Origin of the sequence: Pseudomonas tehranensis (genome assembly GCF_014268615.1) — a bacterium.
Classification (GTDB): Bacteria; Pseudomonadota; Gammaproteobacteria; order Pseudomonadales; family Pseudomonadaceae; genus Aquipseudomonas; species Aquipseudomonas tehranensis.
Genome location: NZ_JABWQV010000017.1, coordinates 16367 through 39605, shown reverse-complemented (window position 1 = coordinate 39605; position 23239 = coordinate 16367). Strand labels below are relative to the sequence as shown.

General features: G+C 60.5%; 21 protein-coding genes. 12 read left to right on the top strand and 9 right to left on the bottom strand.

Annotation, left to right across the window (positions count from 1 at the left end; genetic code table 11):
• Window positions 1–305: 305 nt before the first annotated feature.
• Window positions 306–2204, top strand: a complete 1899-nt coding sequence (locus HU811_RS05950) for an FTR1 family protein (RefSeq protein ID WP_186654628.1) — start codon at window positions 306–308, stop codon at window positions 2202–2204.
• 108 nt (window positions 2205–2312) lie between these two features.
• Entirely contained in the window at window positions 2313–2768 is a 456-nt protein-coding gene (locus tag HU811_RS05945) for a YaiI/YqxD family protein (protein ID WP_092395150.1), read from the top strand.
• Between the two features lie 126 nt (window positions 2769–2894).
• Here the strand turns inward: HU811_RS05945 and elbB are convergent, their stop codons facing one another.
• Window positions 2895–3563 (bottom strand): isoprenoid biosynthesis glyoxalase ElbB, encoded by a 669-nt coding sequence (elbB, locus tag HU811_RS05940; protein ID WP_092395153.1) that lies wholly within the window; start codon window positions 3561–3563, stop codon window positions 2895–2897.
• A gap of 123 nt (window positions 3564–3686) precedes the next feature.
• Between elbB and HU811_RS05935 the strand changes: the two genes are divergently transcribed.
• Window positions 3687–4922 (top strand): sterol desaturase family protein, encoded by a 1236-nt coding sequence (locus HU811_RS05935; RefSeq protein ID WP_186654626.1) that lies wholly within the window; start codon window positions 3687–3689, stop codon window positions 4920–4922.
• Here HU811_RS05935 and HU811_RS05930 read toward each other — a convergent pair.
• Window positions 4903–5526 (bottom strand): DedA family protein, encoded by a 624-nt coding sequence (locus HU811_RS05930; RefSeq protein WP_092395159.1) that lies wholly within the window; start codon window positions 5524–5526, stop codon window positions 4903–4905. The genes HU811_RS05935 and HU811_RS05930 overlap by 20 nt on opposite strands.
• Window positions 5527–5731: 205 nt before the next feature.
• Between HU811_RS05930 and hemB the strand changes: the two genes are divergently transcribed.
• Complete coding sequence (gene hemB, locus HU811_RS05925; RefSeq protein ID WP_047226103.1) at window positions 5732–6745, top strand: porphobilinogen synthase; 1014 nt, start codon at window positions 5732–5734, stop codon at window positions 6743–6745.
• A gap of 17 nt (window positions 6746–6762) precedes the next feature.
• Window positions 6763–8985 carry a polyphosphate kinase 1 gene (gene ppk1 / locus HU811_RS05920; protein WP_076383067.1) on the top strand — a complete coding sequence of 741 codons (2223 nt, stop codon included), beginning with the start codon at window positions 6763–6765 and terminating at the stop codon, window positions 8983–8985.
• Between the two features lie 191 nt (window positions 8986–9176).
• Here the strand turns inward: ppk1 and ppx are convergent, their stop codons facing one another.
• The 5 genes from ppx to HU811_RS05895 all read right to left on the bottom strand — a co-directional run bounded on the left by ppx (window position 9177) and on the right by HU811_RS05895 (window position 13783).
• A complete protein-coding gene (gene ppx / locus HU811_RS05915; protein WP_092395165.1) occupies window positions 9177–10679 on the bottom strand; it encodes an exopolyphosphatase in 1503 nt (500 codons plus the stop codon).
• Between the two features lie 260 nt (window positions 10680–10939).
• Window positions 10940–11674 carry an amino acid ABC transporter ATP-binding protein gene (locus tag HU811_RS05910; RefSeq protein WP_092395170.1) on the bottom strand — a complete coding sequence of 245 codons (735 nt, stop codon included), beginning with the start codon at window positions 11672–11674 and terminating at the stop codon, window positions 10940–10942.
• On the bottom strand, window positions 11661–12311 hold the full coding sequence (locus tag HU811_RS05905) for an amino acid ABC transporter permease (RefSeq protein WP_092395173.1): 651 nt from the start codon (window positions 12309–12311) through the stop codon (window positions 11661–11663). The genes HU811_RS05910 and HU811_RS05905 overlap by 14 nt, the downstream gene beginning before the upstream one ends.
• On the bottom strand, window positions 12308–12976 hold the full coding sequence (locus tag HU811_RS05900; RefSeq protein WP_092395176.1) for an amino acid ABC transporter permease: 669 nt from the start codon (window positions 12974–12976) through the stop codon (window positions 12308–12310). The genes HU811_RS05905 and HU811_RS05900 overlap by 4 nt, the downstream gene beginning before the upstream one ends.
• A 21-nt stretch (window positions 12977–12997) precedes the next feature.
• The gene (locus tag HU811_RS05895; protein WP_186654623.1) at window positions 12998–13783 is read right to left on the bottom strand and encodes a transporter substrate-binding domain-containing protein; all 786 of its coding nucleotides are present in this window, start codon (window positions 13781–13783) and stop codon (window positions 12998–13000) included.
• 254 nt (window positions 13784–14037) lie between these two features.
• Between HU811_RS05895 and HU811_RS05890 the strand changes: the two genes are divergently transcribed.
• From HU811_RS05890 to HU811_RS05865, 6 genes are all read left to right on the top strand, one after another.
• Complete coding sequence (locus HU811_RS05890; protein WP_186654621.1) at window positions 14038–14745, top strand: FadR/GntR family transcriptional regulator; 708 nt, start codon at window positions 14038–14040, stop codon at window positions 14743–14745.
• Window positions 14746–14866: 121 nt separating this feature from the next.
• Window positions 14867–15196 carry a thioredoxin TrxA gene (trxA, locus tag HU811_RS05885; RefSeq protein ID WP_186654618.1) on the top strand — a complete coding sequence of 110 codons (330 nt, stop codon included), beginning with the start codon at window positions 14867–14869 and terminating at the stop codon, window positions 15194–15196.
• A 242-nt stretch (window positions 15197–15438) separates the two neighbouring features.
• Window positions 15439–16698 carry a transcription termination factor Rho gene (gene rho / locus HU811_RS05880; protein ID WP_025216061.1) on the top strand — a complete coding sequence of 420 codons (1260 nt, stop codon included), beginning with the start codon at window positions 15439–15441 and terminating at the stop codon, window positions 16696–16698.
• A 121-nt stretch (window positions 16699–16819) separates the two neighbouring features.
• Window positions 16820–18286, top strand: coding sequence for a 4-hydroxy-3-polyprenylbenzoate decarboxylase (ubiD, locus tag HU811_RS05875; protein WP_186654616.1), 1467 nt, complete (start codon window positions 16820–16822; stop codon window positions 18284–18286).
• Window positions 18286–19254 carry a CDP-6-deoxy-delta-3,4-glucoseen reductase gene (locus HU811_RS05870; RefSeq protein ID WP_092395192.1) on the top strand — a complete coding sequence of 323 codons (969 nt, stop codon included), beginning with the start codon at window positions 18286–18288 and terminating at the stop codon, window positions 19252–19254. The genes ubiD and HU811_RS05870 overlap by 1 nt, the downstream gene beginning before the upstream one ends.
• A 163-nt stretch (window positions 19255–19417) precedes the next feature.
• The gene (locus HU811_RS05865; RefSeq protein ID WP_186654612.1) at window positions 19418–20086 is read left to right on the top strand and encodes a gamma-glutamylcyclotransferase; all 669 of its coding nucleotides are present in this window, start codon (window positions 19418–19420) and stop codon (window positions 20084–20086) included.
• Here the strand turns inward: HU811_RS05865 and glpT are convergent.
• Both glpT and HU811_RS05855 read right to left on the bottom strand, forming a co-directional pair.
• Window positions 20062–21411: a glycerol-3-phosphate transporter gene (gene glpT / locus HU811_RS05860; protein ID WP_092395198.1), complete on the bottom strand. Its 1350-nt coding sequence runs from the start codon at window positions 21409–21411 to the stop codon at window positions 20062–20064. The two genes, HU811_RS05865 and glpT, sit on opposite strands and share 25 nt — an antisense overlap.
• A gap of 228 nt (window positions 21412–21639) precedes the next feature.
• A complete protein-coding gene (locus HU811_RS05855) occupies window positions 21640–22617 on the bottom strand; it encodes an NADPH:quinone oxidoreductase family protein (protein WP_186654609.1) in 978 nt (325 codons plus the stop codon).
• A gap of 150 nt (window positions 22618–22767) precedes the next feature.
• Between HU811_RS05855 and HU811_RS05850 the strand changes: the two genes are divergently transcribed.
• A complete protein-coding gene (locus tag HU811_RS05850; protein ID WP_186654608.1) occupies window positions 22768–23175 on the top strand; it encodes a flagellar basal body-associated protein FliL in 408 nt (135 codons plus the stop codon).
• Window positions 23176–23239 lie beyond the last annotated feature (64 nt).

Here is a 23239-nt window from a genome sequence, read left to right as displayed (position 1 = left end):
TCTTCCCTGAGGTATCAGCCGGGGGGGCGGGTCGGGCTGGGACGATCCACGGACGAGCGCCGGGCGCTGTCGGTTCCTCATAACCGGAGGAGCTTTTATGCCATCGAACAATAAGAGGGCGGCGCGATTATAAACATGGCCGTTCGCTATGTAATGGCTTTTTAATCTCGTAATGCAGTTTTTGTGACATCACTTCCAAAGCGTGAAGATCCGATGAAATCTGCTCCTGAAACACATCAGCCCTTGAGCCCAGGTCATTGGAAGTGAACAATGTGTTACTTCTTATTTCCAACTGAGAGTCATTCATGTCTGCCCCGTACCGTTTTCTGGCCTGGCTTGCACTGCCGTTGTTTGCCCTGTGCAGCGCCAATCTGTTGGCCGAGACCCTTGAGGGCGCCCCCCAGGCGCTGCATTTACTGGATTACATTGGGGCGGATTATCCGGCGACAGTGCAGGCGGGCAAGGTGGTTGACGAGTCTGAATACCGTGAGCAACTGGAATTTACCCAGCTTCTGGAAGGGCTGATCGTTGCGCTGCCAGCCAAACCTGAGAAAGCAGAGCTGACACAAGGCGTCGGCGCCTTGCGCAGCGCCATCTCCGAGCATCAGGATGGCGATGAGGTCGCCCGCCTGGCGCGGCAACTGGGGGCCAGACTGGCGGTGGCGTATGAGGTCAGTCAGGCGCCGGTCATCACCCCGGACCCGGCCCGCGGAGCGCCACTGTATGCGCAGAATTGCTCGGTGTGTCACGGTGACAGTGGAGCCGGCGACGGTCCCGCCGGTGTTGGCCTGGAGCCTGCGCCCGCCAACCTGCGCGATGGGGCGCGGCTGGATCATCTGAGTCTCTACGCGATCTACAACACGCTTGGCATGGGCGTTGAAGGCACCGACATGCCGGCCTTCGCCGATCAGCTCGACGACCGTCAACGCTGGGACCTGGCGACGTACATCGCCAGCTTCAGCGCCGATCCGGCGACCGCTAAAAGCGCACAGACCTTCAACCTCGCTGATCTGGCGCGCCAGACTCCGGCCGAAATCCTCGCGGCGCAGGGCCCTGAAGCGGCTGCCACCTTTCGCGCCCAGCGTGCCCAGCCGCCACAGGTGCAGCGTGGCCCGGCGCAGTTGCTCGACTACACCGCCAGCACCCTGGACAAGAGCATCGCGGCGTATCGCGCCGGTGATCACGACCAAGCCTATGACTTGTCGGTAGCGGCTTACCTGGAAGGCTTCGAACTGGTGGAAAGTTCGCTGGATAACGTCGATGCCAATGTGCGCAAGGACACTGAAAAGGCGCTGATGGCCTATCGTCAGTCCTTGCAGGATGGCTTGCCGGTCGAGCAGGCCGTACAGCGCCTGGACGCGGCCAAGGCCAAGCTGACGGAGTCGGCGGGTCTGCTGGGTGGCGACGGTTTAAGTTGGTCGCTGAGCTACATCTCGGGCTTGCTGATTCTGTTGCGCGAAGGGCTGGAAGCGATTCTGGTGCTGGCGGCGATCCTGGCGTTCCTGCGCAATACCGGTCAACAGTCAGCGGTTCGCAGCGTCAACGTCGGTTGGGGGCTGGCGTTGCTGGCTGGCCTGGCGACCTGGGGGCTGGCCGCCTATGTGATTGACGTCAGCGGCGCCCAGCGCGAATTGCTCGAAGGGGCAACGGCATTGTTCGCCAGCGTGATGGTGCTGTGGCTGGGAGTGTGGATGCACGACCGGCGTCACGCGGCGGCCTGGCAGGATTACATCAAGAGCAGTCTGGTGGGCGGCGGCGGACGTTTCGGTTTTGCGATCCTGGCGTTTTTCTCGGTCTATCGCGAGCTGTTCGAAGTGATCCTGTTCTACGAAACCCTGTGGCTGCAAGCCGGCCCCGCCGGGCATGATGCCGTGTTGGCGGGCGGTGCCACGGCGCTGGTGCTGTTGGTCGGGTTGGCCTGGGTGATTCTGCGCGGCTCGGCGAAACTGCCTCTGGCGTTGTTTTTCAGCATCAATGCCGGCCTGCTTTGCGCGCTGTCGGTGGTTTTCGCCGGTCATGGCGTGAAGGCGCTGCAGGAGGCCGGGATTTTCGGAACCCGTCCGGTGGCGTTCTTCGATTTCGATTGGCTGGGCATTCATGCCGATGCTTATTCCTTGGCCGCCCAAGTGGTGGCGATCGCGGCGATTGTGGTGTTGTACGGGCGCAGTTGGGTGGCGGAGAAGCGTAGGGTCCAGGTTTCCTGAACAGCCTTCGCTGCGCTCATAATCGCGGGCAAGCCATGCTCCCACAGTCAGTATTCGCCTGTGGGAGCAAGGCTTGCCCGCGATGCTTTTAATTAGAGGAAAAACACAATGCGTGTATGGATCGACGCCGACGCCTGTCCCAAGGCCGCGAAGGAACTGGTGGTCAAGTTCGCTTTGAAACGTCGCTTCGAGGTGGTGCTGGTGGCCGGCCAACCGCAGATCAAGCCGGCCTTGGCCTGCGTGAAGTTGATCGTGGTGCCCAGCGGGCCTGACGCGGCGGACGATTACCTGGTGGAGCATGCCGTACCGGGTGAGCTGGTGATCTGCAGCGACGTACCGTTGGCTGACCGGCTGGTGAAGAAGGGGGTTGCGGCACTGGATCCGCGGGGCAAGGAGTTCGATGCGCAGAACATGGGCGATCGGCTGGCGGTGCGCAACCTGTTCACCGACTTGCGTGAGCAGGGCCATGTGGGCGGCGGGCCGGCAGCGTACAGCGAGCGGGACAAGCAGGGGTTCGCCAATGCGCTGGATCGGATACTGACGCGGTTGGCTCGAACCTCCTGACTCTTTCCCGCACCCCTGTGGGAGCGAGCCTGCTCGCGATGGCAGTGTGTCAGCCAACAGATATGCCAACTGAACCGACGCTATCGCGAGCAGGCTCGCTCCCACATTGGGTGGGCGGTGTTGCGGTTACTCATCGTTTTCGTGAGTCAACTCCAATACCCGGTCCACCAGTTTGTTGATCCCCGAAGCCGCTTCACTGATGTTCTGCGCCAGCATGTAGGCCGGAGTACTGACCAGCTTGCGTGCAGTGTCTTCGACGATATCGGTGACAGCGCAGTCTTCGTGGATGCCGCCCATTTTGGTTACGGCGGCCGCAGTGTCGGTATCTGTGCCAATGGTGCAGGTCACCCCCGGACCATAGATTTTTGCCGCCAGGGCCGGGGAAATGCAGATCAGCCCCACCGGTTTTCCCGCTTCGGCAAAGGCTTCGGTCAGCGCCAGAACCTGCGGCTGGACGGTGCAACCCGCGCCTTCAACGGCAAAGTTGGACAGGTTCTTCGCCGCGCCGAAACCGCCAGGCACGATCAGCGCGTCGAAGTCCTCAACGTTGGCTTCGCGCAAATCCTTTACGTTGCCCCGGGCGATCCGGGCGGACTCCACCAAAACGTTGCGGCTCTCGGGCATTTGCTCGCCGGTCAGGTGATTGATGACCTGCAGCTGCGCGATGTCGGGGGCGAAACACTGCACCTGTGCGCCGCGCTGGTCGAGGCGCAGCAAGGTGATCACGCTTTCGTGGATTTCTGCACCGTCATACACGCCACAGCCGGAAAGGATCACTGCAACTTTTTTGCTCATGGGCTTTTCTCCAGATTCATGGCGTTAAATGTCCACTAATTTGTCACTCGTTGCCATAGGGTTATCGAGCAGCTACACCTAATCTGCCGACTATCTCCCTGCTTTGTCTGCTCGGGTTGCGTCATGAATTTCATTCTGTATGCCGTGCCGTTTTTCTTTGTGCTGATTGCCGTGGAGTTGCTGGCCGATCGCTGGCGGGGTGTGAGCCACTACCGCGTGGCAGACGCCATCAACAGCCTGAGCACCGGCGTGCTCTCCACCACCACCGGTTTGCTGACCAAGGGCGTGGGGTTGGTGACCTACGCGTTTGCCTTGGAACATCTGGCCGTTATCCACTTGTCTGCCGACCAGGCCTGGGTCTGGGTATTTGCTTTCGTGTTCTATGACTTCTGTTATTACTGGCTGCACCGCATGGGCCATGAGCGCAACATCCTCTGGGCGGCCCATTCGGTGCATCATCAGAGCGAGGACTACAACCTCTCCACTGCGTTGCGTCAGACCAGTACCGGGTTTGTGTTGAGCTGGGTTTTCTACTTGCCGCTGGCTGTGGCCGGCGTGCCGCTGGTGGTGTTCATCAGCGTGGCGGCGTTGAATCTGCTGTATCAGTTCTGGGTCCACACCCAACACATCCCCAAGCTCGGCTGGCTGGAGTGGTGTTTCGTCACACCGTCCAATCATCGCGCCCACCATGCACAGAACCCTCTTTACATGGATCGCAATTACGGCGGGGTGTTCATTATTTGGGACCGTCTGTTTCGCACCTTTCAGGAAGAAGACGATAACGAACCGGTGATTTTTGGCGTGACCACGCCGCTGGCGAGCTGGAATCCGTTGTGGGCCAACCTGCAGTTCTATGCGCAATTGTGGGCGGATGCGCGACGGGCAGAGCGCTGGCCAGACAAGCTGCGGATCTGGTTTATGCCCACCGGTTGGCGGCCGGCGGACGTGGCGGCGCGATACCCACTGAGCAAACCGGACCTGAGTCAGTTCCGCAAATTCGAGGTGCCGCTGGACGGCCGCCAGCAGTGGTACGTGGCGTTGCAGTTCTGTACCTACATTGCGTTGGGCAGTTACTTGATGAATCTGGAGAGCAGCCTGTCGGTTGCTGCCTTGGTGTTGGGTTGGGGCGCGGTGGCGCTGGGTTTGTTTGTCTTGGGCGTGGCCCTGGAGAATCGCCCGTGGGCCCTGAGGCTGGAGCTGTTACGGCTGGTCCTGAATTTACCGCTGGTGTGGCTGGCGCCGCTGGCGGGGTTGTGGCCGGCAAGCCCCGTGGCCTGGGTCGGGTTGCTCAGCTACAGCCTGCTCAGTGGTATCGGGCTGTATTGCTGTCGCAGTCGAGTCACTCGGTTGGCGTCGTAGGCTCGTGGGGCCTGGCTTGTTCCAGCCGTTCGGCTTCGAGGACTTTCCTGGCCAGGCGTGCATTCTTGATACGCCGACGCAGCCACAGGCACAGCCCCAGCACCAGCAGGGCACCGAGTACCCACAATTCATATTTCTTGATGCTGCCCAGCATGCCTTCGAGCACCGCGCCGAAGTGGTACGCGGCGGCGGCCAGGGCAGTGGCCCAGATCGCCGCGCCGATGCCGTTGAGCAACAGATAGCGGCCCGGTGGATAGCCTGACAGCCCGATGGCCACCGGCATTACTGTGCGCAAGCCGTAGACGAAGCGAAAACTCAGGACCCAGATGTCCGGATGCCGGCGAATGTGTTCCAGCGCCCGATCGCCCATCAACTGCCAGCGAGGTTTTCGCGCCAGTAGCCTGCGGCCGTGCTTGCGCCCCATGAAATACCACAGTTGATCGCCCGCATAGCTGCCGCAGAACGCCACCACCACCACCAGATTGATGTCCATGTAACCACGGAACGCCAGGAAGCCTGCGAGCACGAGGATGGTTTCGCCTTCGAAGAACGTGCCAATAAACAAGGCCAGGTAGCCGAAGTCATGGAGAAATTGCTGGAGCATTGTCTGGGTGCTGGCGAAATGAACGCGCAGCCTACCCCTTCAGGCACATTCAGGAAAGTATCGAGATGTGTCTCGACGTGAACATTTCCTGCAACGACAATGACTGCGACGACGGGACGCAGGTGCACATATCTGTCATCTGTTCGTCATAATGGCCGTCTATAACTGTCACGCTCGCCCGTCAGCGCGGGCTCAGGAGTCTGCCGTGAGCTTTACCCCCGCCAATCGTCTGTTCCCCGCTACCCGTCTGCGTCGCAATCGCCGTGATGAGTTCTCTCGTCGGCTGGTACGTGAAAACGTGCTGACCACCGATGACCTGATCCTGCCGGTGTTCGTGCTGGACGGTGAGAACCGTCGCGAGGCCGTGGCATCGATGCCCGGGGTAGAGCGCCTGACCATCGACCTGTTGCTTGAAGAAGCCGCCAAGTGGGTCGAGCTGGGCATTCCGGCGCTGGCGCTGTTCCCGGTGACGCCTGCCGGGCTCAAGTCCCTGGACGCCGCCGAAGCCTGGAACCCCGATGGCATCGCCCAGCGCGCGACCCGTGCCCTGCGTGCCCGCTTCCCGGAGCTGGGCGTGATCACCGACGTTGCGCTGGACCCGTTCACTACGCATGGGCAGGACGGCATTCTCGATGAAGAAGGCTATGTGCAGAACGACATTACCGTCGATGCCCTGGTCCGGCAGGCGCTGTCTCATGCCGAGGCCGGTGCTCAGGTGGTGGCGCCGTCGGACATGATGGATGGCCGGATCCAGGCGATCCGTGAAGCGCTGGAGGTGGCCGGTCATGTCAATGTGCGGATCATGGCCTACTCGGCCAAGTACGCCAGTGCCTATTACGGCCCGTTCCGTGATGCGGTCGGCTCGGCGCTGAACCTGGGCAAGGCCAACAAGGCCTCTTATCAGATGGACCCGGCCAACAGCGAGGAAGCCTTGCACGAAGTGGCGGCGGACTTGTCAGAAGGGGCTGATATGGTGATGGTCAAGCCGGGCATGCCTTACCTCGACATTCTTTGCCGGGTCAAAGACGAATTCAAAGTCCCGACCTTTGTCTATCAGGTCAGCGGCGAGTACGCCATGCACATGGCGGCCATCCAGAACGGCTGGTTGGGCGAAGGCGTGATCCTTGAGTCCTTGACCGCTTTCAAACGTGCAGGAGCTGATGGCATCCTGACTTACTTTGCTGTGCGCGCCGCCCAATTGTTACGAGAGCAGAAATAGCCTCCCAGGAACTTGCGATGAATACCGAAGGACTTTCTGAAGTTGCCGTAAAAGACGCTCAGCCCGTGGTCGAGCAGGTCGCCGAAACACCGCCGGAGCATGAGGCTGTGCCTACGCCGCCGGTGGTGCCCGAGGCCCCCGTGGCGCCTGCGATTGTCATTCCCAACCTGGATGACAGCAGCCTGTACATCCATCGCGAGCTGTCGCAACTGCAGTTCAACATCCGCGTGCTGGAGCAGGCGCTGGACGAGTCCTACCCGCTGCTGGAGCGGCTCAAGTTCCTGCTGATCTTTTCCAGCAACCTGGACGAGTTCTTCGAAATCCGCGTCGCCGGCTTGAAGAAGCAGATCACCTTTGCCCGCGAGCAGGCCGGTGCCGATGGCTTGCAACCGCATCAGGCCCTGGCACGGATCAGTGAGCTGGTCCACGGTCACGTTGACCGCCAGTACGCGATTCTCAATGACATTCTGTTGCCCGAGCTGGAAAAACATCAGGTTCGCTTCATTCGTCGGCGCAACTGGAACACCAAGCTCAAGACCTGGGTTCGCCGCTATTTCCGCGACGAGATCGCACCGATCATCACCCCGATCGGCCTCGACCCTACGCACCCGTTCCCGCTGCTGGTCAACAAGAGCCTGAACTTCATTGTCGAGCTCGAAGGCATCGACGCCTTCGGTCGCGACTCCGGCCTGGCGATCATCCCCGCGCCGCGCCTGTTGCCGCGCATCATTCGCGTGCCCGAGGACGTCGGCGGCCCCGGTGACAATTATGTGTTCCTGTCGTCGATGATCCACGCCCATGCCGATGACCTGTTCCAGGGCATGAAGGTGAAGGGTTGCTACCAGTTCCGCCTGACCCGCAACGCCGACCTGTCGGTAGACACCGAAGACGTCGAAGACCTGGCCCGCGCCCTGCGCGGCGAGCTGTTCTCGCGCCGCTACGGTGATGCGGTGCGTCTGGAAGTGGCCGACACGTGCCCCAAACACCTGTCCGACTACCTGCTCAAGCAGTTCAACCTGCATGAGACCGAGCTGTATCAGGTCAACGGTCCGGTCAACCTGACCCGACTGTTCAGCATCACCGGTCTGGACAGCCATCCAGAACTGCAATATTTGCCGTTCACGCCGCAGATCCCGAAGTTGCTGCAAAACAGCGAGAACATCTTCAGCGTGATCAGCAAGCAGGACATTCTGCTGCTGCACCCTTTCGAGTCGTTCACGCCGGTGGTCGACCTGCTGCGCCAGGCAGCCAAGGATCCCCACGTATTGGCGGTGCGCCAGACCCTGTATCGCAGCGGCGCCAACTCGGAAATCGTCGACGCCCTGGTGGACGCAGCGCGTAACGGCAAAGAGGTCACGGCGGTGATCGAGTTGCGGGCGCGCTTCGATGAAGAGTCCAACCTGCAACTGGCCAGTCGTCTGCAAGCGGCCGGTGCGGTGGTGATTTATGGTGTGGTCGGCTTCAAGACCCACGCCAAGATGATGCTGATCCTGCGGCGCGAGGCCGGCGAAATCGTGCGTTACGCCCACCTGGGCACCGGCAACTATCACGCCGCCAACGCCCGTCTGTACACCGACTACAGCCTGCTGACCTCCGACGATGCCTTGTGCGAAGACGTCGGCAAACTGTTCAGCCAGTTGATCGGCATGGGCAAGACCCTGCGCATGAAAAAGCTGCTGCACGCTCCCTTCACTTTGAAGAAGGGCATGCTCGACATGATCGCTCGGGAGACGCAGTTCGCCCTGGACGGTAAACCGGCGCACATCATCGCCAAATTCAACTCACTGACCGATCCGAAGATCATCCGCGCCTTGTACAAGGCCAGCCAGTCGGGCGTGCGTATCGATCTGGTGGTGCGCGGTATGTGCTGCCTGCGGCCGGGCATCCCGGGGGTTTCCCATAACATCCACGTGCGCTCGATCATCGGCCGCTTCCTGGAACATACGCGGGTGTTCTACTTCCTCAACGGTGGGGAGGAGCAGATGTTCCTGTCCAGCGCCGACTGGATGGAGCGCAACCTCGACAAGCGCGTCGAGACCTGCTTCCCGGTGGAAGGCAAGAAGTTGATCCTGCGGGTCAAGAAGGAGCTGGAAAGCTACCTCACCGACAACACCCACAGCTGGAGCCTGCAATCGGACGGTCGCTACATCCGCAACACGCCGACCGGCAACCAGAATGCACGCAGCGCCCAGGCGACATTGCTGGAGCGCTTGGGCAGCCCGTTGCTGACGGTTCGTTAAGAGGGGGAGGCAGGCTCGGCTTTTGTGGCAAATGGGCTTGCTCTCTCTGAGCCCGTAGGAGCTGTCGAGCGAAGCGAGGCTGCGATCTTTTGATTTTCGCTTGATATTCAAACGTCAGGAAAAGATCGCAGCCTCGCTTCGCTCGACAGCTCCTACGGATCCAGCGGGATTGCGGTCACTGCAGCAAACAATCAGTGGATGTTCAGCGCAATCCCGACCCGGGTGAGCCATTCGGCTTCCTGGGCGAAGTCAGCCTGGGTCAGTTGGTTCTCTTGCAGCCAGCCTTCGGGAAACAGCACATCCAGCTCAGCTCCATCGGCGCGCAGGACCACCTGGGGCATTTCCTGGGTACCGCGGATGTGGTGGAACAGGATTGCAAAGCGTAGCAGCACACACAGACGAATCAGCTTGATGCCGTCATTACCGAACTCAGCGAATTTATCCCTGGGAATATTGCGCCGGTGGCCACGCACCAATAGCGCGAGCATCTGCTGGTCTTCGCGGGAGAAGCCCGCCAGGTCCGAATGTTCGATCAGATAGGCGCCGTGCTTGTGGTAGTGATAGTGGGCGATGTCCAGGCCCACCTCATGCACCTTCGCAGCCCAGCCCAGCAATTCGCGCCAGACCCCGTCGTTCAGGTCCCAGTCGTCGGCCACCTGGTCGAAAGCGTGCAGCGCCTTGCGCTCGACCCGTGCGGCCTGTTCCTGATCGACGTGGTAACGCTCCATGAGCGAGCCCAGGGTGCGCTCCCGGACGTCTTCATGGTGATGGCGCCCGAGTAGGTCATAGAGCACGCCTTCGCGCAGGGCGCCCTCGCAGTGGTCCATGCGTTGCAGTTCGAGGGCGTCGAAAATCGCTTCGAGGATCGCCAGGCCCGCCGGGAAAATTGCCCGGCGGTCGGGCTTGATGCCTTCGAAATCGATTTTGTCCGAGTCGCCGAGCTTGAACACCCTGCGCTTGAGCCAGGCCAGGCCTTCGGCGTTGACCTCGCCAGTGCCATGGCCGCCGGCCTTGAGGGCCAGGCCAATGGCGCGAATGGTGCCTGAGGAGCCGATGGCTTCATCCCAGGTCAGGCGGTGCAAGGCATGTTCGATGCTCATGATTTCCAAGCGCGCCGCCGTATAGGCCTGGGCGTAGCGCGCCGGAGTGATCTTGCCGTCGCGGAAATAACGCTGGGTGTAGCTGACACAACCCATTTGCAGGCTTTCGCGCAGCAGCGGCTCGAAGCGCTGGCCAATGATGAATTCGGTACTGCCGCCCCCGATGTCCGCCACCAGGCGTTTGCCCGGGGTGTCGGCCAGCGTATGGGAGACGCCGAGGTAGATCAGACGGGCCTCTTCACGCCCGGAAATGACTTCCACCGGATGGCCGAGGATCTCTTCGGCGCGGTGGATGAATTCGCCCCGGTTGCGCGCCTCGCGCAATGCGTTGGTGCCCACGATCCGCACCGCGCCCAGGGGCATGCCGTTGATCAGTTGGGCGAACCGCTTGAGGCAATCGAGCCCGCGCTGGATGGATTCTTCGCTCAGTTGGCGCTCTTCGTCGATGCCGGCGGCCAGTTGGACCTTCTCGCCGAGCCGCTCAAGAATTCGGATTTCCCCGTTCTGGGCCTTGGCGACGACCATGTGGAAGCTGTTGGAGCCCAGGTCTATGGCAGCGATCAGGGACAGATTCTTGGCTTGGGATGGCGGCATGGTCAAAAAGTCTCGGTCGATAACCTCGCCATCCTGCCACGATCAACCGCTTACGCCAACGCACCTGATCCAAACCCTTGAGCCAGAGCAGCTTGCAGGGTGCCCTTGTGGCGAGGGGATTTATCCCCGCTGGGCTGCGCAGCAGCCCTAAAGCTGTGAACTCAATCATCCTGGCACGCCGAGTTGCCTGGTTTGGGGGCCGCTTCGCAGCCCAACGGGGATAAATCCCCTCGCCACAGAGTGTTCCTTGGCTGAGAAAATCAGGCGGGCTCGACCGTCCCAATGAAATTCGCCAACTCTACGGTCTGCGGATCGGCGAACAACACCTTGGGATCCCCCACCTCATGCACCTTGCCTTGGTGCATGAACACCAGTTTGTCCCCGACTTCCCGGGCAAAGCGCATTTCGTGGGTGACCATGATCAGGGTCATGCCGTCCTTGGCCAGCTGGCGCACCACGCCGAGCACTTCATTGACCAGTTCCGGGTCCAGGGCGGAGGTGATTTCGTCGCACAGCAGCACCTTTGGCGACATCGCCAGGGCGCGGGCGATGGCGACCCTCTGTTGCTGGCCGCCGGACAGGCGGTCTGGAAAGGCGTCGAATTTCTCCCCGAGTCCGACTCGCTCCAGCATCTGGCGTGCCAGTTCAGCCGCTTTGGCCTTGGGTACTTTTTGAACAACCTGCGGCGCGAGCATCACGTTCTCACCGACGGTCAGGTGCGGGAACAGGTTGAATTGCTGGAACACCATCCCGACTTTCTGCCGCAGGCTGCGCAGGTCGGCGCGGGCGGCGTCGAGGTATTCACCGTCGACTTCAATCACGCCGTCGTTGATCGACTCCAAACCATTGAGGGTGCGCAACAGGGTGGATTTGCCCGAACCGCTGCGGCCGATGATCGCCACGACCTGGCCTTCCTCGACGCTCAGGTCGATGCCTTTAAGCACGTGGTGATCGCCGTAGTATTTATGCAGGGCGGAAATTCTAAGCAGAGGCATGCAGTCTCCTTTCCAGGTAGCGCGCACTGAGGGACAAGGGGTAGCAAAGCAGGAAGTAACCGAGGGCCACCAGGCCATACACCATGAACGGCTCGAACGTGGCGTTGGCGAGCATGCCGCCGGTTTTGGTCAGTTCGGTAAAGCCAATGATCGAAGTCACGGCTGTACCTTTGACCACCTGCACGGAAAAGCCCACGGTCGGGGCCACGGCGATGCGCAAGGCCTGGGGCAGGATCACGTAGCGCAACTGCTCCAGCGGGCTGAGGGCCAGGCTCGCCGAGGCTTCCCATTGGCCGTTGGAAATCGAGTCGACACAACCGCGCCAGATCTCCGCCAGGTAGGCGCTGGTAAACAGCGTCAAGGCAATCGCCGCGGCCATCCACGGGGAAATCTCCACCCCGGCCAGGGCTACGCCGAAGAACACCAGAAACAGCTGCATCAACAGCGGCGTGCCCTGGAACAGCTCGATGTAAGTACGGGCAATGTTGCGGGGCAGGGCGCTTTTGGAAATGCGCAGCACCATCACCAGCAAGCCGATCACGCCGCCCCCGATAAACGCCACCAGCGACAACGCCAGGGTCCATTGCAGGCCCGTGAGCAGGTTGCGCACCACGTCCCAGAAAGTGAAATCGCTCATTGGCGGCTCCTGGCAATGTAGCGGCGGCCCACCCAGTTCAGGAACTGGCGGATCAACAGCGCCATGCACAAGTAGATCAGCGTGGTCAGTGCATAGGTCTCGAACGCGCGGAAATTACGCGACTGAATGAAGTTGGCGGCAAAGCTCAGCTCTTCAGTAGCGATCTGCGAGCAGACCGCCGAGCCGAGCATCACGATGATGATCTGGCTGCTCAGGGCCGGCCAGACCTTGCCCAGCGCCGGCAGCAGCACCACATGACGAAAGGCTTCGAAACGGCTCATCGCCAGGGCCGCGGCGGCTTCCAGTTGCCCGCGCGGGATGGCCTGGATGCCGGCGCGGATGATCTCGGTGGAGTAGGCGCCGAGGTTGATCACCATGGCCAGTACCGCTGCCTGCCATTCGGATATCTGCAAACCCAGGGACGGCAGGCCGAAGAAAATGAAAAACAGCTGCACCAGGAATGGCGTGTTGCGGATCAGCTCCACGTACACGCCGAAGATCGCCGCGAACGGACGAATATGCCACGCCCGCACCACGGCCCCGACGATGCCCAGGCCAACCCCGAGCAGCGCGCCGATGGCCGTCAACTCCAAGGTGAACAAGGCACCGCGCAGCAGCAGCTCGGTGTTCTGCACCACCGGCATAAAATCGAACTGATAAGCCATGCTCAACCTCTCAAGCGACGGTCAGAGATCGGCTGGCAGCGGCTGTTTGAGCCAAGTCTGGGAGTTTTTCTCCAGGCTGCCATCGGTTTTGGCAGTGGCCAGGATCTGGTTGACCTTGTCCAGCAGCGCCGGCTCGTTCTTGTTCACGCCCACATACACTGGCGAATCCTTGAGTTTTACTTTCAGCGCCGGGACGCGCTTGGGGTTGCGTTCGCTGATCGCGACCATGACCACGTTGCCGCTGGCGATCAGGTCCACCTGGCCGGCCAGGTAGGCGGCGATGGTCGAGTTGTTGTCTTCAAAGCGTTTGATTGTGGCGCCTTGGGGAGCGACTTTGGTCAGTTCGATGTCTTCGATGGAGCCGCGGGTGACGCTGATGGTCTTGTCCTTGAGGTCGTCCAAGCCGTTGATGGCGGCGTCGGGCGGGCCGAATACAGCGAGGTAGAACGGCGCGTAGGCACTGGAGAAGTCGATGACTTTTTCACGCTCGGGGTTTTTGCCCAGGCTGGAGATCACCAGGTCGACCTTGCCGGTGGTCAGGAACGGAATGCGGTTGGTGCTGTTGACGGGGGTCAGTTCAAGCTTGACCTTGAGCTGGTCGGCCAGCAGCTGCGCGGTGTCGATGTCCAGGCCGCGAGGTTTCATGTCCGGGCCTACCGAGCCGAACGGTGGGAAGTCCTGGGGCACTGCGACCTTGAGGGTGCCGCGCTTGACCACGTCTTCCAGGCCGTCTGCTTGAGCGGGCAGATGAGTGAGCATCAGGCTGGCGAACAGGGCGGTAAGCAGGGCGCTGTAACGCTTAATCATGGCGAATCTCCGCATCGGTGATGTGATTTCTGCGTTCGGACAGAGCACAGGCCATGCCAAGCTGGTTTTTAATCTGCCAAAGCCACGGTTTTACTGGCGGGATGAGGTCTTACTGGTCTGAACAGTTGCGCCGCGTTTCGCACCGTTATCGGGCGTTGGTATTTGCCGCCGAACCCAACTGGAGCACGACTTGCCGGGCGCGGCGTTTAGCTTTACAACTAGCCGTTCACTGGCCCGGTTCATCTGAAAAAATCATGAATTCCATCGCTCGCGCCGTTCCCGAAGTGGCCCTGCAAGCCATCCGTAAACTGATCGTCGACGAAGGCTTCGCTCCCGGGGATGCGCTGCCGTCACAACGGGACCTGGCGTTGCAACTGGGGGTGAGTCGAGCCTCGCTGCGTGAGGCGCTTTCATCGTTGAGTGCACTGGGCGTCATCAGCGTACAGCCGGGCAAGGGTGTGTTCGTGCAGTCGTCGGTGGAGGTTTCGCGCAGCGAGCTGGCCCCGGGCTGGCCGTTCGCGGCCCAGGCTTCACCCGTGGATATCTTCCAGTTGCGTTATGCCCTGGAGGGTTTCGCGGCCGGGTTGGCGGCGGTGACGCTGAGCGCCGATGAACTTGACACATTGGAGGACAACGTCGAGGCCATGCGTCGGGAGCTCAAGTCAGGGGATTTCGATGCCGCAGCGCGGCTGGATTTCGAGTTCCATCGGCGCATCCTGCAGGCCAGCGGTAACCAGGCGATGCTGAGTATTCTCACCGCCAGCGCCGACATCTTTCTGGAAAGCCAGAAACTACCGTTCATCCGAGCGGAACGGGCGATGGAAACGTGGCAAGAGCATCGCAAGATCCTTCGGGCACTGGCCCGTCGCGCTTCGGCTGGCGCGCAAAAAGCCATGCAGGAACATGTACGTAACGCCGCACTGCGCACTGGAATTTCCTTCGTGGCTCCGGCTGCCACATGACGGGGGTCATACCCAAATACATCGGACACCATAGCGAGACTCAATCAACTCAAGCTTCCTGAAGCCGGGAAGGGCAGCTATGATGGGCCACGTTTTTTTGCTGACAATCCCGGAGATTTCAATGAGCAGCGATCTGATCAAACACGTTACCGACGCTAGCTTCGACGAAGAAGTACTTAAGTCCGAAGGCGCGGTACTGGTCGACTATTGGGCTGAGTGGTGCGGTCCATGCAAAATGATCGCGCCGGTCCTGGACGAAATCGCCGAGACTTACAAAGGTAAGTTGACCGTCGCCAAGCTGAACATCGACGAGAACCAGGAGACTCCGGCCAAGCACGGCGTGCGTGGTATCCCGACGCTGATGCTGTTCAAGAACGGCAACGTCGAAGCCACCAAGGTGGGTGCACTGTCGAAGTCGCAACTGGCCGCGTTCCTCGACGCCAACATCTAAGCGCCGAATGCTGTTGAAAAAGCCCCGCTAATCGCGGGGCTTTTTTCGTTACTCGGGGCTAGACGCTCGCAAACCCAGGTGTTACATTCGGCCCCGCACTGGTTTCTCCTTTGCCCCCTGCAAGCCGTCGCCGACGCACTCCTTTCGAATAAGTACGCGATCCTGTCGCCTTCTCCGCGGCGCGGCCTCATTAAGCCAAAAGCTTAATTTCCCCCCTCCATAAATGATTACGTCATTCCTATATGAATCTGACTGAACTCAAGCAAAAGCCGATTACCGAACTGCTCGAATTGGCCGAACAGATGGGCATAGAAAATATGGCCCGTTCGCGCAAGCAGGACGTGATTTTCTCCCTGCTCAAAAAGCACGCGAAAAGCGGCGAGGAAATCTCCGGTGATGGCGTGCTGGAGATTCTCCAGGACGGCTTCGGCTTTCTCCGCTCCGCAGACGCTTCCTATCTTGCCGGCCCAGACGATATCTACGTCTCGCCGAGCCAGATCCGTCGTTTCAACTTGCGCACCGGTGACACCATCGTTGGCAAGATCCGCCCTCCGAAGGAAGGCGAGCGTTACTTCGCACTGCTCAAGGTCGACACGATCAACTTCGACCGTCCGGAAAACGCGAAGAACAAGATTCTCTTCGAGAACCTGACCCCGCTGTTCCCGACCGTGCGCATGAAGATGGAGGCCGGTAACGGTTCCACCGAAGACCTCACCGGTCGGGTCATCGATTTGTGCGCACCTATCGGCAAAGGCCAGCGCGGTCTGATCGTGGCGCCGCCGAAAGCGGGCAAGACGATCATGCTGCAGAACATCGCGGCCAACATCGCTCGTAACAACCCTGAAGTTCATCTGATCGTGCTGCTGATCGACGAGCGTCCGGAAGAAGTGACCGAGATGCAGCGCACCGTGCGCGGCGAAGTGGTTGCCTCGACGTTCGACGAGCCGCCGACCCGCCACGTGCAGGTTGCCGAAATGGTGATCGAGAAGGCCAAACGCCTGGTCGAGCACAAGAAGGACGTGGTGATCCTGCTGGACTCCATCACTCGTCTGGCCCGTGCCTACAACACTGTGATCCCGAGCTCCGGCAAGGTGCTGACCGGTGGTGTCGATGCCCACGCCCTGGAGAAACCGAAACGTTTCTTCGGTGCTGCGCGTAACATCGAAGAAGGCGGCTCGCTGACCATCATCGCCACCGCGCTGGTTGAAACCGGCTCGAAGATGGACGAAGTGATCTACGAGGAATTCAAAGGCACCGGTAACATGGAACTGCCTCTGGATCGCAAGATCGCTGAAAAGCGCGTCTTCCCGGCCATTAACATCAACCGCTCCGGCACCCGCCGCGAAGAGTTGCTGACCGCCGACGACGAGCTGCAGCGTATGTGGATCCTGCGCAAGCTCCTGCATCCTATGGATGAAGTCGCTGCCATCGAGTTTCTGGTCGACAAGTTGAAACAGACCAAGACCAACGATGAGTTCTTCCTGTCGATGAAACGCAAGTAATCGATCAGGCAGGGCCGCAAAGCCGGGGAAACCCGGCTTTTTGCTATCCGTGCATTCACTATTTTGAACGGGCGGCGTTAAACTCGGGCCCCCGACGCCCCGGCTACCATGAGGCTTTTGCATGCAGTATCGCGACTTGCGCGACTTTATCAGCGGTCTGGAACAGCGCGGCGAACTCAAGCGCATCCAGGTGCCGGTGTCCCCCGTACTGGAAATGACCGAGGTCTGCGACCGTACGCTGCGAGCCAAAGGCCCGGCGCTATTGTTTGAAAACCCGACCGGTTATGACATCCCGGTGCTGGGCAACTTGTTCGGCACGCCACATCGCGTGGCCTTGGGCATGGGCGCCGAAGCCGTCAGCGAACTGCGCGAAATCGGCAAGCTGCTGGCGTTTCTCAAGGAGCCTGAGCCGCCCAAAGGTCTGAAGGATGCGTGGTCCAAGCTGCCGATTTTCCGCAAGATCATTTCCATGGCGCCGAAAGTCGTCAAGGACGCCATCTGCCAGGAAGTGGTGATCGAAGGTGACGATGTCGACCTGGCGATGTTGCCGGTGCAGACCTGCTGGCCGGGCGACGTGGGGCCGCTGATTACCTGGGGCCTGACCGTCACCAAAGGTCCGAACAAGGATCGTCAGAACCTCGGTATCTACCGTCAGCAGGTCATTGGCCGGAACAAGGTCATCATGCGCTGGCTGAGCCACCGTGGCGGTGCGCTGGATTATCGGGAATGGTGTGAAAAACATCCTGGGCAACCGTTTCCGGTGTCCGTGGCCCTGGGCGCGGACCCGGCGACCATCCTCGGTGCTGTCACGCCAGTGCCTGACAGCCTTTCCGAATACGCATTCGCCGGGCTGTTGCGCGGCAACCGCACCGAACTGGTGAAATGCCGCGGCAACGATCTGCAAGTCCCGGCCACTGCCGAGATTATTCTTGAAGGCGTGATCCATCCCGGCGAAATGGCCGATGAAGGTCCGTACGGCGACCACACCGGCTACTACAACGAAGTCGACAGCTTTCCGGTGTTCACCGTCGAGCGCATTACGCATCGGATCAAGCCGATCTACCACAGCACCTACACCGGCCGTCCGCCTGATGAGCCGGCCATTCTCGGGGTGGCGCTGAACGAAGTGTTCGTGCCGATCCTGCAGAAGCAATTTCCCGAAATCACCGACTTCTACCTGCCGCCGGAAGGTTGCTCTTACCGCATGGCCGTGGTGACCATGAAGAAGTCGTACCCAGGGCACTCCAAGCGGGTCATGCTGGGGGTCTGGTCGTTTTTGCGACAGTTCATGTACACCAAGTTCGTTATTGTCACTGACGACGATATCAACGCACGAGACTGGAACGACGTGATCTGGGCCATCACCACGCGCATGGACCCCAAGCGTGACACGGTGATGATCGAGAATACGCCGATCGATTACCTCGACTTCGCCTCGCCGGTGTCCGGCCTGGGCTCGAAGATGGGACTCGATGCCACGCATAAATGGCCCGGTGAAACCACCCGTGAATGGGGCCGGGTGATCGTCAAGGATGAAGCCGTTACCCAACGGATCGATGCCATCTGGAATCAGTTAGGAATAGATTGATGCGTGTAACCTTGCAGCCTTCCGGGGCGGTGTTGGATATCCGGCCCGCCGAGCGGATTCTCGATGGCGCGCGACGCCTGGGCTATGAGTGCCCGCAAAGCTGCCGCAATGGCAACTGCCATGTCTGCGGTGCGCTGTTAGTGGAAGGCCGCGTGGAGCAGGCGGGTGAAGTGCGCGATCACGGTGAGATATTCACCTGCATTGCCGAGCCTCTGGAGGACTGCGTGGTGCTGTGGGATGGCGTGCTGTCACCGGGTGAGTTGCCCGTGCGCAGCCTAGCGTGCCAGGTCACTGAATGCGCAGACGTGGGCGGTGATGTCTGGCGAGTACGCCTGCGCGCACCGGCGGGCAAGCCGCCGCGCTATCACGCGGGGCAGTACCTGATGATCGAGCGGGAGAATGGCGAGAAATCGGCGTTTTCCCTGGCCTCGGCGCCGCATTCGGGGCGCGAGCTGCAATTGCACGTATTAGTGCGCGAAAACAGTGCGCAGACGCTGCTGGAGCAACTTCAGCGTAACCCCAATGTGCGCATCGAAATGCCCTTTGGCGACACCCATTTGTCCGAGTTGCCGGAGGGACCGCTGGTGTTGATCGCCGCCGGTACTGGCATGGCGCAGATGCACAGCCTGATCGAACATTGCCGCGCAGCGGGTTTCAAGCACCCGGTGCATCTGTATTGGGGCGTGCGGCGCCCGGAAGATTTCTATGAAATCGAACATTGGGACGAGTGGAAAACGCTGCCTAACCTGTTCCTGCACAAAGTCGTCAGCGACTTGTGTGGCTGGGAAGGGCGCTGTGGGATGCTTCACGAAGCCGTGTGCGAGGACATCAGCGATCTCAAGGGCGTGCATGTCTACGCCAGCGGCTCGCCGGCGATGATCTATGCCACCCTCGACGCGTTGGTCGATGCCGGAATGGACGCCCACCAAATGCGCGCCGACGTATTTGCCTATGCGCCGCGGGCGTAGGAGCTGTCGAGCGAAGCTTCGCTCGACAGCTCCTACGCAATATCAGAATTCCCTCGTTCATGGGCATTCATGGCATTTAATTTGCCTTGCTCCTGACAAGCGTCAGTGTCATGACGCGCACCATCCAGCTTCATGAACCGCGAGGAGCCAACCGCTACCGGCCATGACCGCTATCGAATCCGCCTTTACTTGTGCGCCATACCCGCCACGCCTCGACCTGGGGCCGCAGTTGACCCGTGAGCAATTGCTCGCCTCGATGCAATTGACCATGAGCCTGCACCGGGGTGGGCCGGTGTGGCTGTTTGCTTACGGTTCGTTGATCTGGCGGCCGGAGTGCTCGGCGGTGGAGCGGGTGCGCGGTCGGGTCCACGGGTACCATCGCGGTTTGTATTTGTGGTCTCACGAGCACCGGGGGACTCCGGAATTACCGGGGTTGGTGTTCGGGTTGGACCGAGGCGGGTCGTGCAGCGGTTTCGCCTATCGGTTATCGGAAGAGAATCTGGAGGACTCGCTGTTCGCCCTGTGGCAGCGCGAGATGCCGTTCCCGTCCTATCGTCCGCACTGGCTCAGTTGTCGTCTCGAGGATGGCAGCCGGGTGCAGGCCTTGGGGTTCGTGCTGGAGCGGCACTTGCCCAGCTATGCCGGCAACTTGCCGGATCATGTGCTGAGCCAGGTGTTCGAAAGCGCTTGTGGGCGCTATGGCACCACCCGCGATTATGTCGAGCAGACCATCCACGCCCTGCGCAGCCACGCCATGCCAGACCGGAATCTGGAGGCGCGGCTCAAACGCTGCAAATCAGCCCTGGATCAGGCCACCGCTTCGCGGCTCTGACTGGCGATTTGCTTGTGCCACAAGGTTGGCGCGAGGAACGCCATCGCCAGCAGGCAAGCACCCACCAGCAATACAAAACCACCGTTCCAGCCGAAATGGTCCACCGTGTAGCCCATCGCAGCACTGGCCGCGACCGAGCCGCCCAGGTAGCCAAACAGCCCGGTGAAACCGGCGGCGGTACCGGCGGCCTTTTTCGGCGCCAGTTCCAGAGCCTGCAAACCGATCAGCATGACCGGGCCGTAGATCAGAAAGCCAATGGAAACCAGGGCGACCATGTCCACGGTCGGGTTGCCGGCCGGGTTCAGCCAGTACACCAGTGTCGCCACGGTCACCAGCGCCATGAATACCATGCCCGTCAGGCCCCGGTTACCGCGGAAGATTTTGTCCGACATCCAGCCGCACAGTAACGTGCCAGGGATGCCTGCCCACTCATACAAGAAGTACGCCCAGGAGGTTTTATCCACCGTGAAGCCTTTGGCTTCCTTGAGGTAGGTGGGCGCCCAATCCAGCACGCCGTAGCGCAGCAGGTAAACAAAGACGTTTGCCATGGCGATGTACCAGAGCATTTTGTTGCGCAGCACGTATTTGACGAAGATTTCCTTGGCGCTGAACTCGTTCTCGTGACTGGCGTCGTAGCCTTCCGGGTAATCGTTCTTGTATTTTTCGATCGGTGGCAGGCCTACCGATTGCGGGGTGTCGCGCATGGTCGCGAAGGCAAACAGTGCCACCAGTAGCGCCACGGCCGCCGGTACATAAAACGCCGCGTGCCAGTCATTGAACCAGCCCATCCCCAGCAGGAACAACGGCCCAATCAAGCCACCGCCGACGTTATGCGCCACGTTCCAGACCGACACCACGCCGCCGCGTTCTTTCTGTGACCACCAGTGCACCATGGTCCGCCCACTGGGCGGCCAGCCCATGCCCTGGGCCCAGCCATTGATGAACAGCAGGATGAACATCATGGTGACGCTGGAGGTTGCCCAAGGCGCGAAACCGAAAATGAACATCACCCCCGCCGAGACCAGCAAACCGAATGGCAGGAAATAGCGCGGATTGGAACGGTCGGACACCAGGCCCATCAGGAACTTTGAAAGCCCGTAGGCGATGGCAATGGCCGACATGGCCAAGCCCAACTGACCCCGGGTGTAGCCCTCGTCGATCAAGTACGGCATGGCCAGGGAGAAGTTTTTGCGCAGCAGGTAATAACCAGCGTAGCCGATGAAGATGCCTGCGAAAATCTGCCAGCGAAGGCGTCGATAGGTGCTGTCTATTTTTTCTTCAGGCAGGGGCGCCTGATGTACGGCAGGACGAAAGAAAGCAAACATTCAAGGGCTCCAGATTCTTGTTATGACTGCGGATGCGAATGTTACAGTTTCGTTACCGAAAATAGCATCGCTTCGCATCACTTAAACAATGGAAATTTCCCTTAATGAATGTTCTTAAATGAACATGTCGCTCAGACATACGCTGATGGCGCTGTCGGAATTGCCTTGTGGTCAGATTCAACAATCAAGCGGTCCTTAGCCTCCGGCACCCGGACCGCTTGATTGACTTCAACGCACCTGCACCACCACCTTCCCCACAGCCTTGCGCTGGCCCAAGTCGTTGATCGCCTGGGCGGCGTTGCTCAGTGGATACACCTGCGAGACCAGTGGCTTGAGCTTGCCTTCGGTAAACCAGTCGAACAATTGCTGGAAGTTGGCGGCGTTGTCCTGGGGTTGGCGTTGGGCGAAGGAGCCCCAGAACACGCCGACCACGGCGGCGCCCTTGAGCAGGGCCAGGTTTACGGGCAACTCGGGAATGCGTCCGCTGGCAAAGCCGACCACCAATAACCGGCCGTTCCAGGCAATGGCGCGAATGGCCTGATCAAACAGATCGCCGCCCACCGGGTCGTAAATCACATCGGCGCCCTGGCCGTCGGTGAGGCGTTTGATTTCATCCTTGAGGCTGGTTTCGCTGTAGTTGATCAGTTCGTCGGCGCCGGCGGCCTTGGCCACGGCCAGTTTCTCTGCGCTGCTGGCGGCGGCAATCACCCGGGCGCCCATGGCCTTGCCGATCTCCACCGCCGCCAGGCCGACGCCGCCGGATGCGCCGAGCACCAGCAGGGTTTCGCCGGGTTGCAGGGTGGCCCGTTGCTTGAGGGCATGCATCGAGGTGCCGTAGGTCATGCTGAAGGCGGCAGCGGTGTTGAAGTCCATGAACGCCGGGATCGGCAACACGTTGTAGCCAGGCACCGCCACCTGTTCGGCAAAGCTGCCCCAACCGGTCAGCGCCATCACCCGGTCACCGACCTTCAGGTGGCTGACTTTTTCACCCACCGCGCTGACCACGCCCGCTGCTTCGCCGCCAGGGGAAAACGGGAAGGGGGGCTTGAATTGATATTTGCCCTCGATGATCAGCGTGTCAGGGAAGTTCACCCCGGCGGCATGCACGTCCAGCAGCACTTCGTTCTTCTTGGCGACGGGGCTGGCGACGTCTTCCAGCACCAGCGATTCGGCAGGACCGAATTCTTTGCACAGCACGGCTTTCATCAGGGCTATTCCTTTGGGAGTGATGGCCGATAAGTGTAGGTGTGAGAGTCAATGGGTCAACGAGCATGCCCCGCCCTGATAGCCGGCCATAAGCTTGTGCTTGAACGGCGGGTCGGTATGCTGGGCCGCAAACCGTATGAGGAGTCGAATGTGAAAGCGTGGATCATGTTGATGCTGGCCTTGTCGCTGCCTGTGACGGCGATGGCCGAGGAAGCCAAAGAAGGCGAGGCGCCGAAGGTCAGTTACATCACCCTCAGCCCGCCATTCGTGGGCAATTATGGCCTGGACGGCTCGGCGAAGCTGAGGGTGTACAAGGCCGATGTGGCCCTGCGTGTCACGGGGGATGCCGCCGCTGCGGCGGTGAAGGCCAACGAGCCGCTGATCCGTAATCAGCTGGTTGCACTGTTCGCCCAACAGACCACCGAGGCCATGAACAATATCGAAGCCAAGGAGAAACTGCGTCAGGAAGCCTTGAAGCAGACTCAGCAGGTGATGAACGACGAAACGGGTAAACCGATGGTGGATGACCTGTTGTTCAATAACCTGATCATTCAATAAATCGGCTGGATCGTAGCCCCGACAGCGCCACGAATCGGTAGGCGCTGACGAAGGCTGCTTTTTA